This window comes from Mesorhizobium sp. W050, assembly GCF_054719535.1.
Window position 1 is genome coordinate 3,692,663 of sequence record NZ_JBTTIH010000001.1, and the last position, 19,464, is coordinate 3,712,126.

A 19,464-nucleotide genomic window follows, 5' to 3' on the forward strand; every position below is an offset into this window, starting at 1 on the left:
AGGGTCGCGAACGAAGTGAGCGGGGTGGGGGTCGGCGCGGGGAAAGCGCTTTACGAGCACCCCCAACCCGATCCGCTGCGCGGATCGACCCTCCCCACAAGGGGGAGGGTAAAGACGTCACCACCCTCAAGTAATCACGCTCGGCTTGTTGCGCCCGGTGTGGCTCTTGATCCCGGCGATATCATCGGCAGCCGCGATCAGGTCAGCGAGCGCCTCTTGCGTGTCGAGATCATGCCGCGCTCTGTCCGGCTCGTAGCGCTCGATGTAGACGCGCAGCGTAGCACCCGACGTGCCGGTGCCGGACAAACGAAACACGACACGCGAGCCGCCTTCGAACAGGATGCGGATGCCCTGGTTCTTGCTCACCGAACCGTCGACGGGATCGTGATAGGCGAAGTCGTCAGCATTGGCGATCTTCAGGCCGCGCACGCTGGTGCCGGGCAGCGAAGCGAGCTTGGCGCGCAACTCGTCGACCAGGGCGTTGGCGCGCTCGGTTTCGACCTCCTCATAGTCATGACGTGAATAGTAATTGCGGCCGTAGGTCGCCCAATGTTCGGTGACGACGTCCTTGCAGCTTTCGCCGCGCACGGCCAGGATGTTCAGCCACAACAGCACCGCCCACAGCCCGTCCTTTTCACGGACATGGTTCGAGCCGGTGCCGGCGCTTTCCTCGCCGCAGATCGTTGCCATGCCGGCATCGAGCAGATTGCCGAAGAACTTCCAACCGGTCGGCGTTTCGTAGATGCCGATGCCGAGCTGTTCGGCGACGCGGTCGGCAGCGCCGCTGGTCGGCATCGAGCGGGCGATGCCTTTGAGGCCGTCCTTGTAGCCCGGCGCCAATTGCGCATTGGCGGCAAGCATCGCCACCGAATCCGACGGGGTGACGAAAATGCCCTTGCCGATGATGAGATTGCGGTCACCGTCGCCGTCGGAAGCGGCGCCGAAATCGGGCGCATCCGGTCCCATCATCTCGTCATAGAGATGCTTGGCGTGGACCAGGTTCGGATCCGGGTGATGGCCGCCAAAATCCGGCAGCGGCTTGTAGTTGCGGCAGGTGCCATTCTCCGCGCCGAGCCGGCGCTCGAGGATTTCCTTGGCATACGGGCCGGTGACCGCATGCATGGCGTCGAAGCGCATGCGGAAGCCGTATTTGAAATTGGCGCGGATGGCGTCGAAGTCGAACAGGCTCTCCATCAATTCGGCATAGTCGGTGACCGGGTCGATAATCTCGACCGCCATGCCGCCGGCGGTCACCGTGCCGATCTTGTCGATGTCGATCTGGTCGATGTCGGCGGTCTTGAAGCTCGAAATCGTCTTGGTCTTTTCGAAGATCGCGTCGGTCAGCTTTTCCGGCGCCGGGCCGCCATTGCCGGCATTGTACTTGATGCCGAAATCCTCGTGCGGGCCGCCCGGATTGTGACTGGCCGACAGGATGATGCCGCCGAAGGTCTTGTATTTGCGGATGACATGCGACGCCGCCGGCGTCGACAATATGCCGCCCTGCCCGACCATCACCTTGCCGAAGCCGTTGGCCGCCGCCATGGCGATGGCCTTCTGGATGACCTCGCGGTTGTAGAAGCGGCCGTCGCCGCCGATCACCAGCGTCTTGCCCTCAAAGCCCTCCAGCGCGTCGAAGATCGACTGGATGAAGTTCTCGGCATAGTGCTCCTGCTGAAAGACAGGCACCTTCTTGCGCAGGCCGGACGTGCCGGGTTTCTGGTCGAGATAGGGTTTGGTGGCGACGGTCCGGATCATGCTTCAGGCAACCCTTTTCGAAAGCAGCAGGCGGTAGAGTTCAACGTATTTGTCGGCGCTCTTGTCCCAGGAGACATCGGCCTTCATGCCCTGGCGCTGGATCTGTTCCCAGACGGCCGGGCTCGAATGCGCATCGACCAGCCGGCGGATGGCGTGCAGCATGGCGCCGCCACTATTGGGCGCGAACTGGAAGCCGGTGGCGACACCGGCCGAGATCGCTGCTTCATTGGCGTCGATGATGGTGTCGGCAAGGCCGCCGGTGCGGGCGACGACCGGCACGCAGCCATAGCGTAGGCCGTAAAGCTGGGTCAGCCCGCAAGGCTCGAAGCGCGACGGGATGACGATGGCGTCGCAGCCGCCCTGCATGGTGTGGGAAAGCCCCTCGTCATAGCCGACGACGACGCCGACACGGCCGCGATGGCGGGCGGTGGCAGCCAGCAGCGCGCCTTCCAGGCCGGCGTCGCCTGAGCCGAGGATCGCCAGCCGCGCGCCGGTGGCGACGACGCCGTCGACCACAGCCGCCAGTATGTCCATGCCCTTCTGCCAGGTCAGCCGGCTGACGACGCAGACGATCGGACTGTCGTCGCGCTCGAGGCTGAAGCGGTCCTCGACAACCGCCCGGTTGGGAAGCCGAGCCTTGAGCGTCGCGGCGGAGTAGGCCGACACCAGATGCTTGTCGGTCTCCGGGTTCCAGATGTCGGTGTCGATGCCGTTGACGATGCCGTAGAGGTCGGAAGAGCGCATGTTGATCAGGCCGTCGAGGCCCATGCCGAATTCCGGCGAGCGGATTTCCTGGGCATAGGTGGGGCTCACCGTGGTGATCGCCCAGGCCGCCTGCAGGCCGGCCTTGAGGAAGCCGACGCCGCCATAGTATTCTACGCCGTCGAGCGCCATCGCCGCGGCCGGCAAGCCGAGCTCGCCAAAAATGCCGGCGCCGAACTGACCCTGGAAGGCAAGGTTGTGAACCGTGATCAGCGACGGCACGCCGACCGCCTTGCCGTAGCGCATATAGGCCAGCGTCATCGCCGACTGCCAGTCATGGGCGTGGACGAGATCCGGCTGGTAGCCGGAAATGGCGCCGCCGGCGATATCGCCACCGACCTGGCTCAGCGCAGCAAAACGCCGCCAGTTGTCGGGCCAATCGGCGCCGGCCGCATTGCCGTAAGGGCCGCCGGGACGGTCGTAGAGATGCGGCGCGTCGAGCACGAACAGGTCGAGCCCGGCGATCTTGACGGCATGGACCGAAGCCTTGCCGCCCTGCAGCAGCGGGTATTGGTAGACAGCCTTCTTTTTCTTGAAGGCGTCCATCACCTGGGGAAAGCCGGGGATGAGCGTGCGCATGGTCACGCCCTTGGCGGCCAGCGCGATCGGCAATGCACCGGTCACATCGGCAAGTCCGCCGGTCTTGATCAGCGGGAATATCTCGGGCGTGACCGACAGAACCTGCATGCGTTTATGGTACCCCGTCTTACAGCTTCAGCTTGTCGATCATGTCCTGCGTGACCAGGCAGATGCCCTTTTCCGAAACCCGGAAACGCTTGGCGTCGAGAACAGGGTCTTCGCCAACCACCAGCCCTTCCGGTATCCTTACACCGTGGTCGATGACGACGCGCTTCAACTTTGCGTTCCGGCCGACATGAACGTCGGGCAGCATGACGACCTCTTCCAGCGTCGAATAGGAGTTGATGCGCGCGCCGGTGAAGATCAGGCTGCGCTTCAGCGAAGCACCCGAGACGATGCAATCGCCTGAGACCAGCGAGGAGACGGCCGAACCGCGCCGGCCATCCTCGTCATGCACGAACTTTGCCGGCGGCTTCAATTCGGCATAGGTCCAGATCGGCCAGTCGCGGTCGTAGAGGTCGAGTTCGGGAGTGATGTCGGTCAGGTCGATATTGGCTTCCCAGTAGGCGTCGACCGTGCCGACATCGCGCCAATAGGCCTCGTTCTCGGCCGTCGAGCGCACGCAGGATTTGGCGAAACGGTGCGCGATCGCCTTACCGTGCTGTACGATGTAGGGGATGATGTCCTTGCCGAAGTCGCGGCTTGAACCCGGCTCGGCGGCATCGCGGCGCAGCTGCTCCATCAGGAACTTGGTCTTGAAGACATAGATGCCCATCGAAGCCAGCGCGAATTCCGGCTTGTCGGGAATGCCGGGCGGGTCGGCGGGCTTTTCGACGAAGGCGATGATGTTGTCCTTGCCGTCGACATGCATGACACCGAAGCCGGTCGCTTCCAAGCGCGGCACTTCAAGGCAACCGACAGTGACGTCGGCATTGGCGTCGACGTGCTGACGCAGCATCAGCTCGTAGTCCATCTTGTAGATGTGGTCGCCGGCGAGGATGACCATGTATTCGGGGCCATAGGCTTCGATAATATCGATGTTCTGGTAGACGGCGTCGGCGGTGCCTTCATACCACTGCGTTTCCGAGACACGCTGGCTGGCCGGCAGGATGTCGAAGCTTTCGTTTCGCTCCGGCCGCAGGAAGTTCCAGCCGCGCTGCAGGTGGCGGATCAGCGAATGCGCCTTGTACTGGGTGGCGACACCGAGGCGGCGGATGCCGGAATTCAGCGCATTGGACAGCGCGAAATCGATGATGCGCGTCTTGCCGCCGAAATAGACAGCCGGCTTGGCCCTGCGGTCGGTCAATTCCTTGAGCCGGCTGCCGCGGCCGCCGGCCAGCACATAGGCCATGGCATCGCGCGCCAGCGGCTGGGTTCTCTTCAAGTCTGCCATTTTTACCCTCCCAAATTACCAGTCTGGAGCATCGCCCGGTCCGCAACGAGTCGACGGACCTAATCCGTAACGAGTTGACGGACCTAGTCCGCAACGAGTTCAAGCATGATCGTCGACAGCGGCGGCAAAAGCATCGTTGCCGAAATGCCTCCTCCTTCCGCCCTGGCTTCGACCACACCGCCATTGCCCTTGCCCGAACCACCGTAGTCCGAAGCGTCGGTGTTGATGATTTCGCGCCATTTGCCGACCTTGGGCAATGGCACGCGATAATTGTCGCGCGGCACTGGCGTGAAGTTGGAAATGACGGCGATCGGGTTGCCGCCGGGCGCGTTGCGCAGCCAGGCGAAGACCGAGTTTTCCTTGTCGTCGACGATCAGCCAGGAGAAGCCGTCCGGCTCGCAGTCGCGCGCATGTAGCGCCGGGCGCGAGCGATACAGATAGTTGAGATCGCGCACCGTCTGCCAGACGCCGCGATGCGGGTGGAAGTCGAGCAGGTTCCAGTCGAGCGCACGCGCCTCGCTCCACTCGCGGCGCTGGGCGAATTCCTGGCCCATGAACAACAGCTTCTTGCCGGGATACCCCCACATGAAGGCATAGAAGGCGCGCAAAGTCGCGAACTTCTGCCAGTCGTCGCCGGCCATCTTGCCGAGCAGCGTGCCCTTGCCGTGCACGACCTCGTCATGGGACAGCGGCAGCACGAAATTCTCGGAGAAGGCGTAGGTAAGGCCGAAGGTCAGGTCGTTGTGGTGATGTTTGCGGAAGATCGGCTCCTTGGCGAAATACTCCAGCGTGTCGTGCATAAAGCCCATGTTCCATTTGAAGCCGAAGCCCAGCCCGCCTTCATGCACCGGCGCCGAGACCTTCGGCCATGAGGTCGATTCCTCGGCGATGGTCATCACGCCGGGATGGTGGCCGTAGACCTCCTTGTTCATCTTCTGCAGGAAGGACACCGCTTCGAGGTTTTCGCGGCCGCCCTTCTCGTTGGGGATCCACTCGCCGGCCTTGCGCGAATAATCGAGGTAGAGCATCGAGGCCACTGCATCCACGCGCAAACCGTCGACATGGTATTTCTCGGCCCAGAACAGCGCATTGTTGACCAGGAACGACACCACCTCGCGGCGGCCGAAATTGTAGATCGCGGTGTTCCAGTCGGGATGAAAACCCTTGCGCGGGTCGGCATGCTCATAAAGTGCTGTGCCGTCGAAATTGGCCAGGCCATGCGCGTCGACCGGGAAATGCGCCGGCACCCAGTCGAGGATGACGCCGACGCCGGCGCGGTGCGCACCGTCGACGAAACGGGCGAAGCCGTCGGGGTCGCCGAAGCGCGCCGAGGGGGCATAAAGTCCGGTTGTCTGATAACCCCATGACGGGTCATAGGGATGTTCGGAGATCGGCAGGAACTCGATGTGGGTGAAGCCGGTCTCGACAGCATAGGGGATCAGCTGGTTGGCGAGTTCGTCCCATGACAGGAAGCTGCCATCATCGTGCTGCTGCCACGAACCGGCATGGACCTCGTAGATCGATATGGCTTCGCGCCGGGGATCGGCCTTTCGCCAGTAAGCGCGATGCGCCTCGTCGCCCCATTCATGCGCCGGCGGCACCGCCGTCACTGAGGCTGTGGCCGGGCGCAATTCCGACTTGAAGGCGAACGGATCGGCCTTGAGCGGCAGGCGCACGCCGTCCGGGGCAATGATCTCGTATTTATAGGGGTGGCCGGCGCCGATATCGGGAATGAACAGCTCCCAGATGCCGGTGTCGCGGCGGTCGCGCATCGTATGGCGGCGGCCGTCCCATTCGTTGAAGTCGCCGACCACGGAGACGCGCCTTGCATTGGGCGCCCAGACCGCGAAATGGACGCCCGACGCGCCTTCATGGTCGAGGAGATGGGCGCCGAGCTTGTCGAACAGCCTGAGGTGCGACCCTTGCGCGATATAGTAGTCGTCCATCGGGCCGAGCACCGGGCCGAAGGAATAGGGATCGGTCAGCCACCAGTCGCCGCCGGCATTTTTGGCGTGATAGCGCAGCGGCTGACGCTTCTTGATCGACAGTCTGCCTTCGAAGAAACCGGCGTCGTCGCGCCGCGTGAGTTCGCCGGCGTTCTTGCCGGCCAGCGTGTATGCGGTGACGAACTCGGCATTGGGGACGAAGCAGCGGGCAACCAGGCTCTTGCCGGCATCATGCACGCCCAGGATTGCAAAAGGATCGCCATGCGTGCCTGCAACAATTGCGGCGACATCGCCGGCTGACGCCAGCCCGTCCGACCCGCTCGTCGTCGCGGTCGCGCGCGGTTTCTTCATCAGGCGGTGTCCCTCCCTGGGAACCAGTTCTTGTGCACAAGACCCATTGTCGTGGCCTCATGCAATCATATCAGGCGGGCACGTTCCAGATTTCTTTCGCATATTGGCGGATCGTGCGATCGGAAGAGAACCAGCCGACGCGGGCAACGTTGCGGATAGCGCGCGCGTACCAATCGGGGCTGTTGCGCCAGACGGCGTCGACATCGCGCTGGGCGGCGGCATAGGCGTCGAAATCCGCCGCCACCATGAACCAGTCGCTGTTGTAGAGACCGTCGACCAGCTCGCGGTAGCGATCCGGCTGGTCGGGCGAGAACACGCCCGACGATACTGCGGCAACAGCCTGCGCCAATTCAGGGGAGACCTCGATCACGGCGCGCGGGTTGTAGCCATTGCTGCGCCGCTCGGCGACTTCCGCCGTGCTCAGGCCGAAGATGAAGATGTTGTCGTCGCCGACGCATTCCCTGATCTCGACATTGGCGCCGTCGAGCGTGCCTATGGTCAAGGCGCCGTTCAGCGCGAACTTCATGTTGCCGGTGCCCGACGCCTCCATGCCGGCAGTCGAAATCTGCTCGGACAGGTCGGCGGCCGGCATCATCACCTCGGCCAGGCTGACATTGTAGTTCGGCACGAACACCACTTTCAGCAGGCCGCGCACCGACGGGTCGCTGTTGATGACCTTGGCAACGTCGTTGGCCAGTTTGATGATCAGCTTGGCATTGTGGTAGCTGGGCGCCGCTTTGCCGCCGAAGAATTTGACGCGCGGCATCCAGTCCTGTTCGGGATGCGAGCGGATCTGGTCGTAGAGCGCGATCGCTTCCAGAATGTTGAGCAGCTGGCGCTTGTATTCGTGGATGCGCTTGACCTGGATGTCGAACAGCGCCGACGGGTCGAGCTTGATGCCGAGCCGGTCGGCGACCAGATTGGCGAGCTTGATCTTGTTGGAGCGCTTGACGGCGGCGAACTTGTCGCGGAAGGCGGCGTCACCGGCAAAGGCTTCGAGCCCCTTGATGGCGTCGATGTCGTCGAGGAAACGGTCCCCGATCGCCGCGCGGGCGAGCGCGGTGAGGCCTGGATTGCACTGGATCAGCCAGCGGCGTGGCGTGATTCCGTTGGTCTTGTTGTTGATGCGATCGGGATAGAGCTTGTGGAGATCGGCAAACACCGTCTCCTTCATCAGCTCGGTGTGCAACGCCGACACGCCATTGATCGAGTGCGAGCCGACAAAGGCCAGGTTACCCATGCGCACGCGGCGGTCGCCATTTTCCTGGATCAGCGAGATGCGGCTGATCTGCTCATTGGAAAACTGGTTGGTGGCGCGGGCCTCAAGCAAAACCTGCGCATTGATGGCGTAGACGATCTGCATATGGCGCGGCAAAAGCCGTTCGAACAGCGGCACCGGCCAGCTTTCCAGCGCCTCCGGTAGCAGCGTGTGATTGGTGTAGCCGAAGGTGCGCTTGGTAATATCCCAGGCCTGGTCGAAATCCATGCCATGGACGTCCATCAGCAGGCGCATCAGCTCCGGCACGGCGATCGCCGGATGGGTGTCGTTGAGATGGATCGCCGCCTTGTCGGGCAGCGAGGCGAGATCGCCATACTGGCTGAGATGGCGCTGGACGATGTCCTGCAGCGACGCGGTGGAGAAGAAATATTCCTGCCGCAGCCGCAGTTCCTGGCCGGCCTTGTGGGAATCGGCGGGGTAAAGCACGCGCGACAAGGCATCGGCCTTGTTGCTTTCGGCCAGCGCGCCGATGTGGTCGCCGGCGTTGAACTTGTCGAGCAGGATCGGATCGACCGGCATGCCGGACCAAAGCCGCAGCGTGTTGACGCGGTTGGCGCGCCAGCCGACCACCGGGGTGTCGTAGGCGACGGCCTGGACATGCTCGGTCGGCTTCCAGACGTGACGCTCGAGCCGGCCATCCTTGGAGGTGATCGATTCCACCGAGCCGCCGAAGCCGACCTCGAAGGCACGCTCCCGCCGCTCGAACTCCCAGGGGTTGCCGTGGTCGAGCCAGGTTTCGGGCAGTTCGACCTGCCAGCCGTCATGGATCTCCTGGCGGAACATACCGTTGGCGTAGCGAATGCCGTAGCCGTGGGCCGGAATGTCGACGGTCGCCATGCTTTCCATGAAGCAGGCGGCGAGCCGGCCAAGACCGCCATTGCCGAGCGCCGCATCCGGTTCGAGCCCGGCGATGAGGTCCAGGTCGACGCCCAGCGACTTGAGCGCTTCTCGCATATTGTCCATCAGGCCGAGATTGGAGAAGGCATCGCGCATCAGCCGGCCGATGAGGAATTCGAGCGACAGGTAATAGACGCGCTTTTCCTGCTGGGCGTAGGCCTCCTGCGTCGCCTGCATCCAGTGATCGACGATGCGGTCGCGCACGACCTTGATCGAGGCGGTCAGCCAATCATATTGCGTAGCAACGGACGTGCCTTTGCCGACCCGGTATTTGAGAGCCAGCAAGACTTCGTCGGCCAGCGTCTTGGGATCGGGTATTTCGAGATCGGGGGCTTTGGCTGTCATTGTTCGCGTCATACTGCCTCTCGTGATCGTGCTGCGATCATACCGGCTTTCGCTCTCAGTCCCAGCCTATCCTAGTGCATCGCAACATACGTTCAATCGATTTAGACCCGCATGCCGCCAGTTCCCCTGCGGCAATTTATCCGTCGAGCGGATCAGGCAGCGAGTGCAGCCTCCGGCGGAACCTTCGCTCCCGTCATGAAGGCGACGGCGTCGGACATGGTATATTGCTTGGGATCGATGACGCAGAGACGGCGGCCGAGCCGATGGATATGAATGCGGTCGGCAACCTCGAAGACATGCGGCATGTTGTGCGAGATCAGCACGATCGGCAGGCCTCGTTTCTTGACGTCGAGGATCAGTTCCAGCACGCGGCGGCTCTCCTTGACGCCGAGTGCCGCGGTCGGCTCGTCCATGATCACCACGCGGCTGCCGAAAGCAGCGGCGCGCGCCACCGCAACGCCCTGACGCTGGCCGCCCGACAGCGTTTCCACCGCCTGGCTGATGTTCTGGATGGTCATCAGGCCAAGCTCGGTCAGCTTGTCGCGGGCGCGCTTTTCCATTGCCGGCCGGTCCAGCATGCGAAGCCAGTCGCCGAGGAAGCCGGGTTTGCGGATCTCGCGGCCGAGGAACATGTTGTCGGCGATCGACAGGGCCGGCGACAAAGCCAGGTTTTGGTAGACCGTCTCGATGCCCGCCTCGCGCGCCTCCATGGGCGATTTAAAAGCGACAGCCTTGCCTTCAAGACGGATCTCGCCTTCGTCGGGCACGGCGGCGCCGGAAATCGCCTTGATCAGCGATGATTTGCCGGCGCCATTGTCTCCGATGACGGCCAGGATTTCGCCGGGGTAGAGGTCGAAGTCGGCATTGTCGAGGGCGGTGACACGGCCATAGCGCTTGATCAGGCCGCGCGCGGTGAGGATGGGTTCCACGGTCATGCCGAAACCTTTCTGATCCATTGGTCGATCGCCACGGCGCCGATGATCAGCACACCGGTGAGCAGCACCTTCCATTGCGGATCGGCGCCCAGCATGTTGAGGCCCATCGAGACGACGCCGACGATCATCGCGCCGAAAAGCGTGCCCAGAATTGAGCCGCGCCCGCCGAACAGTGAAATGCCGCCGATCACCGTCGCGGTTATCGCCTGCAGGTTGTAGTCGGTGACGGCGGCTGACGGCGAGATCGAGCCGTTGCGGCCGATGGAAACCCAGGCAGCGAAAGCGGCGATCAACCCGGCAAGGGTGTAGACCGTCATCAACACCTTCTTGGTCTGGATACCAGACAGCTTCGCCGCCTCCTGATCATCGCCAACGGCGTAGACATGGCGGCCCCAGGCGGTGTGATTGAGCACGTACCAGAGGATCAAAACGAGCACGACCGTGGCGATGACGCCCAGTGTGAGCACCGCCGTGCCGATCTTGAAACTCAGGGCAAAGAGATGCAGCAGCGGCGCCTGGGCGTCGACGTCGGTATCGCGGATCGTCTCATTAGCCGAATAGATGAAGTTCGTCGCCATGACGATGTTCCAGGTGCCGAGCGTGACGATGAACGGCGGCAGCTTCATGTAGGCGACCAGCAAACCGTTGAGCAGGCCGCAGGCTGCGCCGGCGGCAAGCCCGATGGGCACTGCGAGCACGGCCGGCATGCCGTAGCTGACCGCGCAATTGCCCATGATCACGGCTGAAATCACCATGATCACGCCGATCGACAGGTCGATGCCGGCGGTCAGGATGACCAGTGTCTGCGCGGCACCGAGGATGCCGACGATGGCGATCTGCTGCAGGATCAGCGTCAGCGTATAGGATGAGAAGAAACGCCCGCCAATGGCGATGCCGAAAATTACGATCGACAGGACCAGCACAATCAGCGGCACCGCCGCCGGCGTGGAGTGCAGGAAATGCTGGATGCGCTTGACGGCCGATTTGTGCTCGTCAAAGGCGGCAACGCTTGTGTCGCTGCTCGAGAGAACCTTCTCGAATTCCTGTGCTTGAGCCATGTTTCCTCCCCTGGGCTTCAGCTCCATGCCGATACCCGCTCGCGCCTGTCCGGTCTGCTGCCGGGATTATTCGCGTGACGCATCGTCCACCCGAAGCGGCCGGGGATCAAGCCCCCGGCCGTCAGCTTGCCGCTGGCTGTCAGGCAGCCATCAGCCCCAGCACTTGGCGAGGCCTTCCTTGGTGTCGATCGACTTCACGCCATTGGCCGGCTTGTCGGTGACGAGGTTGACGCCGGTGTCGAAGAAGTTCTTGCCTTCGGTCGGCTTCGGCTTGGCGCCGTCCTTGGCGAAGGCGGCGATCGCCTCGATGCCGAGTGCCGCCATCTGCAGCGGGTATTGCTGCGAGGTGGCGCCAATGACGCCTTCGGTCACCGACTTCACGCCGGGGCAGCCGCCATCGACCGAGACGATCAGCACCTGGCTTTCGAGACCGACCGCCTTGAGCGCCTGGTAGGCGCCGACAGCGGCGGGCTCGTTGATGGTGTGGATGACGGTGATGGAGTTGTCCTTCTGCAGAAGGTTTTCCATCGCCTTGCGGCCGCCTTCTTCATTGCCGTTGGTGACGTCGTGGCCGACGATGCGGGCATCGTCCTCATCGCCGATCTTGTTGGGATCCTTCACGTCGATGCCGAAGCCCATCATGAAGCCCTGGTCGCGCAGCACATCCACGGTCGGCTGTGAGGGGGTCAGGTCGAGGAAACCGATCTTGGCGTCCTTGGCCTTGTCGCCGAGGGTCGCGGCTGCCCAGGCGCCGATCAGCTTGCCGGCTTCCAGATTGTCCGTCGCGAAGGTCGCGTCGGCGGCATCGATCGGGTCCAGCGGGGTATCGAGCGCGATCACCAGCAGGCCGGCGTCACGCGCCTTCTTCACCGTCGGCACGATGCCCTTGGTGTCGGACGCGGTGATCAGGATGCCCTTGGCGCCGTCGGCGATGCAGCTTTCGACCGCCGCCACCTGGCTCTCGCTGTCGCCGTCGATCTTGCCGGCATAGGTCTTGAGGTCGACGCCAAGTTCCTTGGCCTTGGCGGTCGCGCCCTCCTTCATCTTGACGAAGAAGGGGTTGGTGTCGGTCTTGGTGATCAGGCAGGCGCCGACGCCGGCGGCCGATGCTGTCGAAGCAAACGCCATCAGGCCGAGGCCTGCCGCGGCGAACACGGTGGACTTCAATAATGCTTTGGTCACGATCTTCCTCCCATGGAACTATGCGGATGCCGCCAACCGGCATCTCGAGCGCATCCACTGAAGTTCTCCCAGTGTGGACGCGCCCTCAAATGACACCAGCGGGAGCCGCCTGTCAATAATTAAATCACTCTTATTTATTATTGACAGCTTTGCGTGGTTCACTCATTCTGCCGCAAAAGCAGTAAGAATAAACCAAGGGAGGAACAAGGGTGGAGACCGGCATTGCGAGGCACGGTTCGCCCGAGGCGGCCGCCAGCCGTCTCCACCGTGGCACCAACCAGAGCGGCATGCGCGACCACAATGAGCGGCTGGTGCTGTCGTTGGTTCGCCAGCATGGCAGCCTGGCCAAATCAGACATTGCGCGCATGACCGGGCTTTCAGCGCAGACCGTCTCGGTCATCATGCGCGAACTGGAGGAGGACAGCCTGCTGCTGCGCCAGGCGCCGTTGCGCGGCAAGATCGGCCAGCCCTCCATCCCGATGGCGCTGAACCCCGAAGGCGCCTTCTTCATCGGCCTCAAGATCGGCCGCCGCAGCGCCGAACTGGTGCTGATCGATTTCCTCGGAACTGTGCGTTCCATGCTGCAGCATTCCTATCGCTATCCGGCGCCGCGCGAGACGGTTGAGTTCGTCACCGAAGGCATGAAGACGATGCGCGCCGAACTGACACCTGCGCAGGACAAGCGCATTGCCGGGCTCGGCATCGCCATGCCGTTCGAACTGTGGAACTGGGCCGACACGGCAGGTGCGCCGCGCGATATCATGGACGAATGGCGCCACCGCGACATCCGCGCCGACATCCAGTCGCAATGCGAATTCCCGGTCTATTTGCAGAACGACGCGACGTCGGCCTGCGGCGCCGAACTGGTGTTCGGCCAGACCGGCGGCGCGCGCGACTTCGTCTATTTCTACATCGGCGCCTTTGCCGGCGGCGGCATCGTGCTCAATGGCCGGCTTTTTGGCGGACCGACAGGCAATGCCGGGGCGCTGGGTTCGATGCCGGTGCCGGGACCAGACGGCAAGCCGACGCAGCTCATCGACGTCGCCTCGATCGCCATGCTGGAAAAGGCGCTTAACGCACGCGGCGTCGAGGCTTCGCATCTGTGGACGTCGCCTGAGGATTGGGGCGAGATCGGTCACGAGCTCGACGACTGGATCGCCAATGCCGCTCAGGCGCTGGCCTATGCCATCGTATCGGCGTCATCGGTGATCGATTTCGAGGCCGCGGTGATCGACGGCTGGATGCCGCTCGCTGTCCGGCGCCGGCTCGTCGATGCGATCAGGCAGGCGATCGGTACGATCGATGGCGAAGGGCTGAAGCTTCCGGTGGTGCGCGAAGGCACCGTCGGCATCCATGCCCGCGCGCTGGGCGGCGCCAGCCTGCCGCTGTCCGAACGCTTCCTCATCGGTTCGACCACCATTTCCCGGAGCACCTGAATGCTGATCGGTATTCCGTCGCTGCTCGGTCCGGAGCTTCTGGCGACATTGCGCGCCATGGGCCATGGCGACGAGATCGCGCTTGTCGACGGCAACTACCCAGCGGAGGAGCAGGCAAACCGGCTGGTGCGCGCCGACGGTCTTCACCTCATACCGGTGCTTGACGCCATTTTGAGCGTTCTGCCGGTGGATGATTTCGTGCCGGAAGCGCTGTTTCGTGCCTCGGTCAAAGGCGATCCCTCGGTCGCCGATCCGGTCCACCATGAAATCGAAACGATCTGCACCAGGCGCGCGCCGGGCCGCAAGGTGGTTGCGCTGGCGGGCGCCGACTTCTATGCACGCGTCCGGTCGGCATATGCGATCGTCGCGACCAGCGAACCCCGGCTCTACGCCAACATCATCATCCGCAAGGGCGTGATCTATCCGCCGGAGAACAAGAAATCATGATCCTCTGCTGCGGCGAAGCCCTGATCGACATGCTGCCGCGCACCACGACACAGGGCGAGCCGGCCTTTGCGCCCTATGTCGGCGGCGCGGTGTTCAACACGGCGATCGCGCTTGGCCGCCTCGGCGCGCCCGCCGGCTTCTTTTCCGGCCTGTCGTCGGATCTGTTCGGCGGCCAGTTCCGCGAGGCGCTCGGCGCAAGCAAGGTCAGCTCCACCTATGCGCACACCTCCCCTCGCCCGACCACGCTCGCCTTCGTGCGGCTCACCAACGGCCAGGCGACCTACACTTTCTACGACGAAAACACCGCCGGGCGCATGCTGACGACAGAGGATCTGCCGAAACTGGGCGCCGAGATCGAAGCCATGCTGTTTGGCGCCATCAGCCTGATTTCGGATCCGGCGGGTGCTGCCTACGAAGAATTCATGAAACGCGAGCACCAACGCCGCGTCATGATGCTCGACCCCAACATCCGGCCGAACTTCATCCCCGACAAAGCCAAGCACCTCCGGCGCATCCGCTCGATGATGGCGATGGCCGACATCGTGAAGCTATCGGATGAGGATCTGCACTGGTTCGGCGAGGCCGGCTCGCATGAGGACGTCATCGGCAACTGGCTGGATCGCGGCCCGAAGCTGATCGTCGTTACCCACGGCAGCGAAGGTGCCGTCGGCTACAGCAGGGAACACAAGGTCACGGTGATGCCGCATAAGGTGGAGGTGGTCGACACGGTCGGCGCCGGCGACACTTTCAATGCCGGCATTCTGGCCTCGCTGCACGAGCAAGGCCTGCTCACCAAGGCCGGGATCGGCGGCCTTTCGGAGGACGCCATCCGTCAGGCGCTGGCGCTCGGCGCCAAAGCGGCGGCGGTGACCGTGTCGCGGGCCGGCGCCAACCCGCCCTGGCGGCACGAAATCGCCTGATCCACGCTTAGTCCGCCGCCAGCCGCTGCAAGCAGCCGATCACTTTATGTTTCCGCGAGCCGGAAAGACGCACTGAATCAGCCGGATTAATAGGCGGCGAAGCCCGGATTTCCGCCATCTTGCGGCAATGCAGGGAAAGCCTGAAGTAACAGGCTGCGACACCTAGACAACCCGTCCCGCGGCCGGTCCGGCTTTCTAGACCGGCCCAACTCTGGTACCAGCGGCCCGGTTAAGTTGTTGTTTCTGTGCGTGTCATTGTCCCCGGGGCAGCCCGCACCACACCGTTTTTGAGGCCGACATGCAGTTCATCGATCTTGGCGCGCAGCGCGAACGTATCCGCGACCGGCTGAAGGCCGCGATCGACAATGTCGTCGAGGAAGGCCGCTATATCCTCGGACCGCAAGTCACCGAATTCGAAAACAAGCTCGCAGCCTATATCGGCACCAAGCATGTCGTGGCCTGCGCCAACGGCACCGACGCGCTGCTGTTGCCGCTGTTTGCCGCCGGTATCGGCCCCGGCGACGCGGTGTTCGTGCCGAGCTTCACCTTTGCCGCGACGGCGGAAGTGGTGGCGCTTGCCAAGGCCGAACCGGTTTTCGTCGATGTGGACGCCGAGACCTACAACATCGACATCGCCAGCCTCGAGGCGGCGATCGCCATGATCAAGAAGGAAGGCCGGCTGAAGCCGAAGGCGATTGTTCCCGTCGACCTGTTCGGGCTTGCCGCCGACTACGAGGCGATCATGGCGATTGCCAAGCGCGAAGGGCTGCTGGTGATCGAGGATGCGGCGCAGTCGATCGGCGGTTCGGCCGACGGCACAATGTGCGGCGCCTTCGGCCATGTCGGCTCGACCAGCTTTTATCCGGCCAAGCCGCTGGGCTGCTACGGCGATGGCGGCGCGATGTTCACCAATGACGACGCGCTGGCCGACCAGCTGCGCTCGTTTGCGTTCCACGGTAAGGGCGAGACGCAGTATGACAATGTCCGCGTCGGCATCAATTCACGCCTCGACACGATCCAGGCGGCGATCCTGATTGAGAAATTCGCCATCCTCGAAGACGAGATGGTCGCCCGCCAGGTGGTGGCCAAGCGCTACGCCGAAGGTCTCGGCGACATCGTCAAGGCGTCACGCAATCTGGGCGGTGGCCGCTCGGCCTGGGCGCAATACGCCATCGAGACGCCGAAGCGCGACGGGTTGAGGGCGCATCTCGGCGAAAAGGGCATCCCTTCGGTGATCTATTATGTGAAGCCGCTGCACGAGCAGGTCGCCTATCGCGACTATCCGCGCACGCCGACCGGGCTTGCGGTTTCGGAGGAACTGCCGAAGCGCATCCTGTGCCTGCCGATGCATCCCTATCTCAGCGAAGCCGACCAGGACCGCATCATCGAGACGATCCGCAACTACATTGGCTCGAACTCGGCGCATGTAGCGGCGGCGTAAGTTACGCCGCGTCCGCCGCCTTCCCGCTCGCAATAAAATGCGGGTTGGCGAAATCCTCGTCGTCGCTCTGTTTGCGCTTGCCATAGGTGAGCGGCTCGCCGTCCAGCGTGCGCGTCATGCCGCCGGCGGCGCGCAGTACGGCGTCGCCGGCCGCCGTGTCCCATTCCATGGTGCGGCCGAAGCGCGGATAGATGTCGGCTTCGGCTGCGGCGAGCAGGCAGAATTTCAGCGATGAGCCGACCGAGACGATCTCGGCGGCGCCGAGATCCTTGATGAAGGCTTCGGTCTCCGGGGTGTTGTGCGAGCGGCTGGCAACGACCGCCAGCGGCGTGACCGCCCTCCTAACCAAAATCCGCCGGCGGCCGACGATACGGAAGTCGCCATCGACCTCGATTGCTTCGGCCCAGCCCGGCCGTCCAGAGAAGAACCGCCCGCTGCACGGTGCGAAGACGACGCCGATCTCCGGCACGCCGTGCCGGACAAGCGCGATGTTGACGGTGAAATCGGTCCGGCGGTTGACGAATTCCTTCGTTCCATCGAGCGGATCGATCAGGAAGAAGGCGCCATCCAGATCGGGCGGCACAATGCCTTCGGCGACCTCTTCCTCGGCCACGCAGGGAATATCGGGATAGGCCGCACGCAGGCCGGCGAGGATGATCGTCTCGCTCTCGCGGTCGGCTTCCGTGACCGGCGAGGAGTCCGACTTGCTGTCGACCGCGCAGCCGGCCTTGAAGACCCGCATCACCTCGCGTCCGGCTTCGAGCGCCAGGCGCTCGAACACGTCGAGCATCACTTCGTCGTCAGATGCCGCCGCCGCTGTCATATTGGTCTTCGGCAATGTCGCGCTCATTCAGCCAGTGTTCCAGAGCCTCTACCATCTCCTCGGCTGTCTTGCCGAGTGTCTTGAGATGGATTTCGGGATTTTCGGGAGCTTCATACGGGGAATCGACGCCGGTGAAGTTCTTGATCTCGCCATTCAGCGCCCGTGCGTAAAGGCCTTTCGGGTCGCGTCGGGCGCATTCCTCGAACGGCGTATCGACGAACACTTCGACGAACTCGCCGTCGGCCATCAACTCCCTGGCCATGCGCCGCTCGGCGCTGAAGGGGGAAATGAAGGAGACGATGACGATCAGCCCGGCATCGGCCATCAGCTTTGCCACTTCGGCGACACGGCGGATGTTTTCGACCCGATCGGCGTCGGTGAAGCCGAGATCGCGGTTGAGGCCGTGGCGGACATTGTCGCCGTCGAGAATGTAGGTGTGGCGCCCGGAAGCGAACAGCTTCTTCTCAAGCAGATTGGCGATGGTCGACTTGCCCGAGCCGGAAAGACCGGTGAACCAGAATACGGCGGGGCGCTGGCTCTTGAGGTCGGAGCGGCCGCGCTTGCCGACATCGAGCGACTGCCAATGGATGTTTTCGGCGCGGCGCAAGGTATGCAGGATCATGCCGGCGCCGACCGTGGCATTGGTGATGCGGTCGATCAGGATGAAGGCGCCGGTATCGCGGTTGTCGGCGAAGGTGTCGAAGGCGATCGGCGCCCGGGTCGAGATGTTGCAGATGCCGACTTCGTTCATCTCGAGCGACTTCGCCGCCTCGCGAGCGAAGTCGTTGACGTTGACGCGGTATTTCAGGTCGGTGACGGTGGCGCTGGTCTGGTCGGTCTCGGTGCGCAGTATATAGGAGCGTCCCGGCAGCAGCGCTGCCTCGTCGAACCAGACGATGTTGGCGGCGAACTGGTCGGCGACCTGCGGCCGTGCCGCCGGCGACACCAGCATGTTGCCTCTGGAGACCTCGACCTCGTCATCGAGCACAAGGGTGATGGCCTGGCCGGCCACCGCCTGGGCAAGATCGCCGCCTTGCGCGACGATGCGCTTGACCCGCGAGGCCTTGCCGGATTTGGCGACCACCACCTCGTCGCCCTGCGCGACGGAGCCGGACGCGATGGTGCCGGCAAAGCCGCGGAAGTCGAGATTGGGCCGGTTGACATACTGCACCGGAAACCGGAACGGCAGTTCGACCGCGGCCTCGTCGACCGATATGGTTTCGAGATGCTCGATCAGCGACGGGCCGGAATACCACGCCGTCTTTCCGGAGCGGCTGGTGACATTGTCGCCATAGCGGGCCGACATCGGGATCGGCACGATCGTCTGGAAGCCGAGCTCGTGCGAGAACTGCCGGTAATCCTCGACGATACGGTCGAACACCGCCTGGTCGAAATCGACGAGGTCGATCTTGTTGACGGCAAGCACGATATGGCGGATGCCGAGCAGCGAAGCGATGATCGAGTGGCGCCGGGTCTGGCGCAGCACAGCCTGGCGCGCATCGATCAGCACGATGGCGAGATCGGCAGTCGATGCGCCGGTCGCCATGTTGCGGGTGTACTGTTCATGGCCGGGCGTGTCGGCGACGATGAACTTGCGCTTGGGCGTGGCGAAGAAGCGGTAGGCGACGTCGATGGTGATGCCTTGCTCGCGCTCGGCCTCGAGGCCGTCGACCAGAAGCGCGAAGTCGATGTCGTCGCCAGTGGTGCCGTGCTTGCGGGAATCGCGCTCGAGTGCGGCGAGCTGGTCCTCGAAGATCTGCTTTGTGTCGGACAGAAGACGGCCGATCAGCGTCGACTTGCCGTCGTCGACCGAGCCGCAGGTGAGGAAGCGCAGCAGCGACTTCTTCTCCTGCGCCGCCATGTATTCGCGCACGCCGTCGGTGGGAGCGAGGCTCTTGGCCAGGATATGGCGCAT

General features: G+C 63.5%; 14 protein-coding genes. 4 read left to right on the plus strand and 10 right to left on the minus strand.

All coding sequences use genetic code 11. The features are described 5' to 3' along the window. Nucleotides 1–126: 126 nt before the first annotated feature. The 8 genes from ACYG9Y_RS18070 to ACYG9Y_RS18105 all read right to left on the minus strand — a co-directional run bounded on the left by ACYG9Y_RS18070 (nucleotide 127) and on the right by ACYG9Y_RS18105 (nucleotide 12,428). Nucleotides 127–1,755, minus strand: coding sequence for an alpha-D-glucose phosphate-specific phosphoglucomutase (locus ACYG9Y_RS18070; protein ID WP_023684576.1), 1,629 nt, complete (start codon nucleotides 1,753–1,755; stop codon nucleotides 127–129). Nucleotides 1,756–1,758: 3 nt separating this feature from the next. Continuing rightward, on the minus strand, nucleotides 1,759–3,204 hold the full coding sequence (gene glgA / locus ACYG9Y_RS18075) for a glycogen synthase GlgA (protein ID WP_023692759.1): 1,446 nt from the start codon (nucleotides 3,202–3,204) through the stop codon (nucleotides 1,759–1,761). Nucleotides 3,205–3,223: 19 nt separating this feature from the next. Then, nucleotides 3,224–4,489 (minus strand): glucose-1-phosphate adenylyltransferase, encoded by a 1,266-nt coding sequence (glgC, locus tag ACYG9Y_RS18080; protein WP_023715696.1) that lies wholly within the window; start codon nucleotides 4,487–4,489, stop codon nucleotides 3,224–3,226. Nucleotides 4,490–4,572: 83 nt separating this feature from the next. Next, nucleotides 4,573–6,786, minus strand: a complete 2,214-nt coding sequence (glgB, locus tag ACYG9Y_RS18085) for a 1,4-alpha-glucan branching protein GlgB (protein ID WP_023738523.1) — start codon at nucleotides 6,784–6,786, stop codon at nucleotides 4,573–4,575. Nucleotides 6,787–6,856: 70 nt separating this feature from the next. After that, nucleotides 6,857–9,319, minus strand: a complete 2,463-nt coding sequence (locus ACYG9Y_RS18090) for a glycogen/starch/alpha-glucan phosphorylase (protein WP_023738522.1) — start codon at nucleotides 9,317–9,319, stop codon at nucleotides 6,857–6,859. Nucleotides 9,320–9,459: 140 nt separating this feature from the next. Then, complete coding sequence (locus tag ACYG9Y_RS18095) at nucleotides 9,460–10,242, minus strand: ATP-binding cassette domain-containing protein (protein WP_023670726.1); 783 nt, start codon at nucleotides 10,240–10,242, stop codon at nucleotides 9,460–9,462. Then, nucleotides 10,239–11,300, minus strand: a complete 1,062-nt coding sequence (locus ACYG9Y_RS18100) for an ABC transporter permease (protein ID WP_023670725.1) — start codon at nucleotides 11,298–11,300, stop codon at nucleotides 10,239–10,241. Before ACYG9Y_RS18100 ends, ACYG9Y_RS18095 begins: the two co-directional genes overlap by 4 nt. Nucleotides 11,301–11,450: 150 nt before the next feature. Next, nucleotides 11,451–12,428, minus strand: a complete 978-nt coding sequence (locus ACYG9Y_RS18105) for a sugar ABC transporter substrate-binding protein (protein WP_084014307.1) — start codon at nucleotides 12,426–12,428, stop codon at nucleotides 11,451–11,453. Between the two features lie 263 nt (nucleotides 12,429–12,691). Between ACYG9Y_RS18105 and ACYG9Y_RS18110 the strand changes: the two genes are divergently transcribed. From ACYG9Y_RS18110 to ACYG9Y_RS18125, 4 genes are all read left to right on the plus strand, one after another. Next, a complete protein-coding gene (locus ACYG9Y_RS18110; protein WP_023738520.1) occupies nucleotides 12,692–13,918 on the plus strand; it encodes an ROK family transcriptional regulator in 1,227 nt (408 codons plus the stop codon). Further along, the gene (locus ACYG9Y_RS18115; protein ID WP_023738519.1) at nucleotides 13,919–14,365 is read left to right on the plus strand and encodes an RbsD/FucU family protein; all 447 of its coding nucleotides are present in this window, start codon (nucleotides 13,919–13,921) and stop codon (nucleotides 14,363–14,365) included. After that, the gene (locus tag ACYG9Y_RS18120; RefSeq protein WP_023738518.1) at nucleotides 14,362–15,285 is read left to right on the plus strand and encodes a carbohydrate kinase family protein; all 924 of its coding nucleotides are present in this window, start codon (nucleotides 14,362–14,364) and stop codon (nucleotides 15,283–15,285) included. The genes ACYG9Y_RS18115 and ACYG9Y_RS18120 overlap by 4 nt, the downstream gene beginning before the upstream one ends. Nucleotides 15,286–15,583: 298 nt before the next feature. After that, nucleotides 15,584–16,726: a DegT/DnrJ/EryC1/StrS family aminotransferase gene (locus tag ACYG9Y_RS18125; RefSeq protein ID WP_023738517.1), complete on the plus strand. Its 1,143-nt coding sequence runs from the start codon at nucleotides 15,584–15,586 to the stop codon at nucleotides 16,724–16,726. Between the two features lies 1 nt (nucleotide 16,727). Here the strand turns inward: ACYG9Y_RS18125 and cysQ are convergent, their stop codons facing one another. Both cysQ and cysN read right to left on the minus strand, forming a co-directional pair. After that, nucleotides 16,728–17,516, minus strand: a complete 789-nt coding sequence (gene cysQ, locus ACYG9Y_RS18130) for a 3'(2'),5'-bisphosphate nucleotidase CysQ (RefSeq protein ID WP_031258997.1) — start codon at nucleotides 17,514–17,516, stop codon at nucleotides 16,728–16,730. A 10-nt stretch (nucleotides 17,517–17,526) separates the two neighbouring features. Beyond that, nucleotides 17,527–19,464, minus strand: coding sequence for a sulfate adenylyltransferase subunit CysN (gene cysN / locus ACYG9Y_RS18135; protein WP_023684584.1), 1,938 nt, complete (start codon nucleotides 19,462–19,464; stop codon nucleotides 17,527–17,529).

Coding starts and splice junctions, on each gene's coding strand:
- ACYG9Y_RS18070 (WP_023684576.1), bottom strand. CDS start 1,755: ATGATCCGGACCGTCGCCACCAAACCCTATCTCGACCAGAAACCCGGC.
- glgA (WP_023692759.1), bottom strand. CDS start 3,204: ATGCAGGTTCTGTCGGTCACGCCCGAGATATTCCCGCTGATCAAGACC.
- glgC (WP_023715696.1), bottom strand. CDS start 4,489: ATGGCAGACTTGAAGAGAACCCAGCCGCTGGCGCGCGATGCCATGGCC.
- glgB (WP_023738523.1), bottom strand. CDS start 6,786: ATGAAGAAACCGCGCGCGACCGCGACGACGAGCGGGTCGGACGGGCTG.
- ACYG9Y_RS18090 (WP_023738522.1), bottom strand. CDS start 9,319: ATGACGCGAACAATGACAGCCAAAGCCCCCGATCTCGAAATACCCGAT.
- ACYG9Y_RS18095 (WP_023670726.1), bottom strand. CDS start 10,242: ATGACCGTGGAACCCATCCTCACCGCGCGCGGCCTGATCAAGCGCTAT.
- ACYG9Y_RS18100 (WP_023670725.1), bottom strand. CDS start 11,300: ATGGCTCAAGCACAGGAATTCGAGAAGGTTCTCTCGAGCAGCGACACA.
- ACYG9Y_RS18105 (WP_084014307.1), bottom strand. CDS start 12,428: ATGGCGTTTGCTTCGACAGCATCGGCCGCCGGCGTCGGCGCCTGCCTG.
- ACYG9Y_RS18115 (WP_023738519.1), top strand. CDS start 13,919: ATGCTGATCGGTATTCCGTCGCTGCTCGGTCCGGAGCTTCTGGCGACA.
- ACYG9Y_RS18120 (WP_023738518.1), top strand. CDS start 14,362: ATGATCCTCTGCTGCGGCGAAGCCCTGATCGACATGCTGCCGCGCACC.
- ACYG9Y_RS18125 (WP_023738517.1), top strand. CDS start 15,584: ATGCAGTTCATCGATCTTGGCGCGCAGCGCGAACGTATCCGCGACCGG.
- cysQ (WP_031258997.1), bottom strand. CDS start 17,516: ATGCTCGACGTGTTCGAGCGCCTGGCGCTCGAAGCCGGACGCGAGGTG.
- cysN (WP_023684584.1), bottom strand. CDS start 19,464: ATGCGCCATATCCTGGCCAAGAGCCTCGCTCCCACCGACGGCGTGCGC.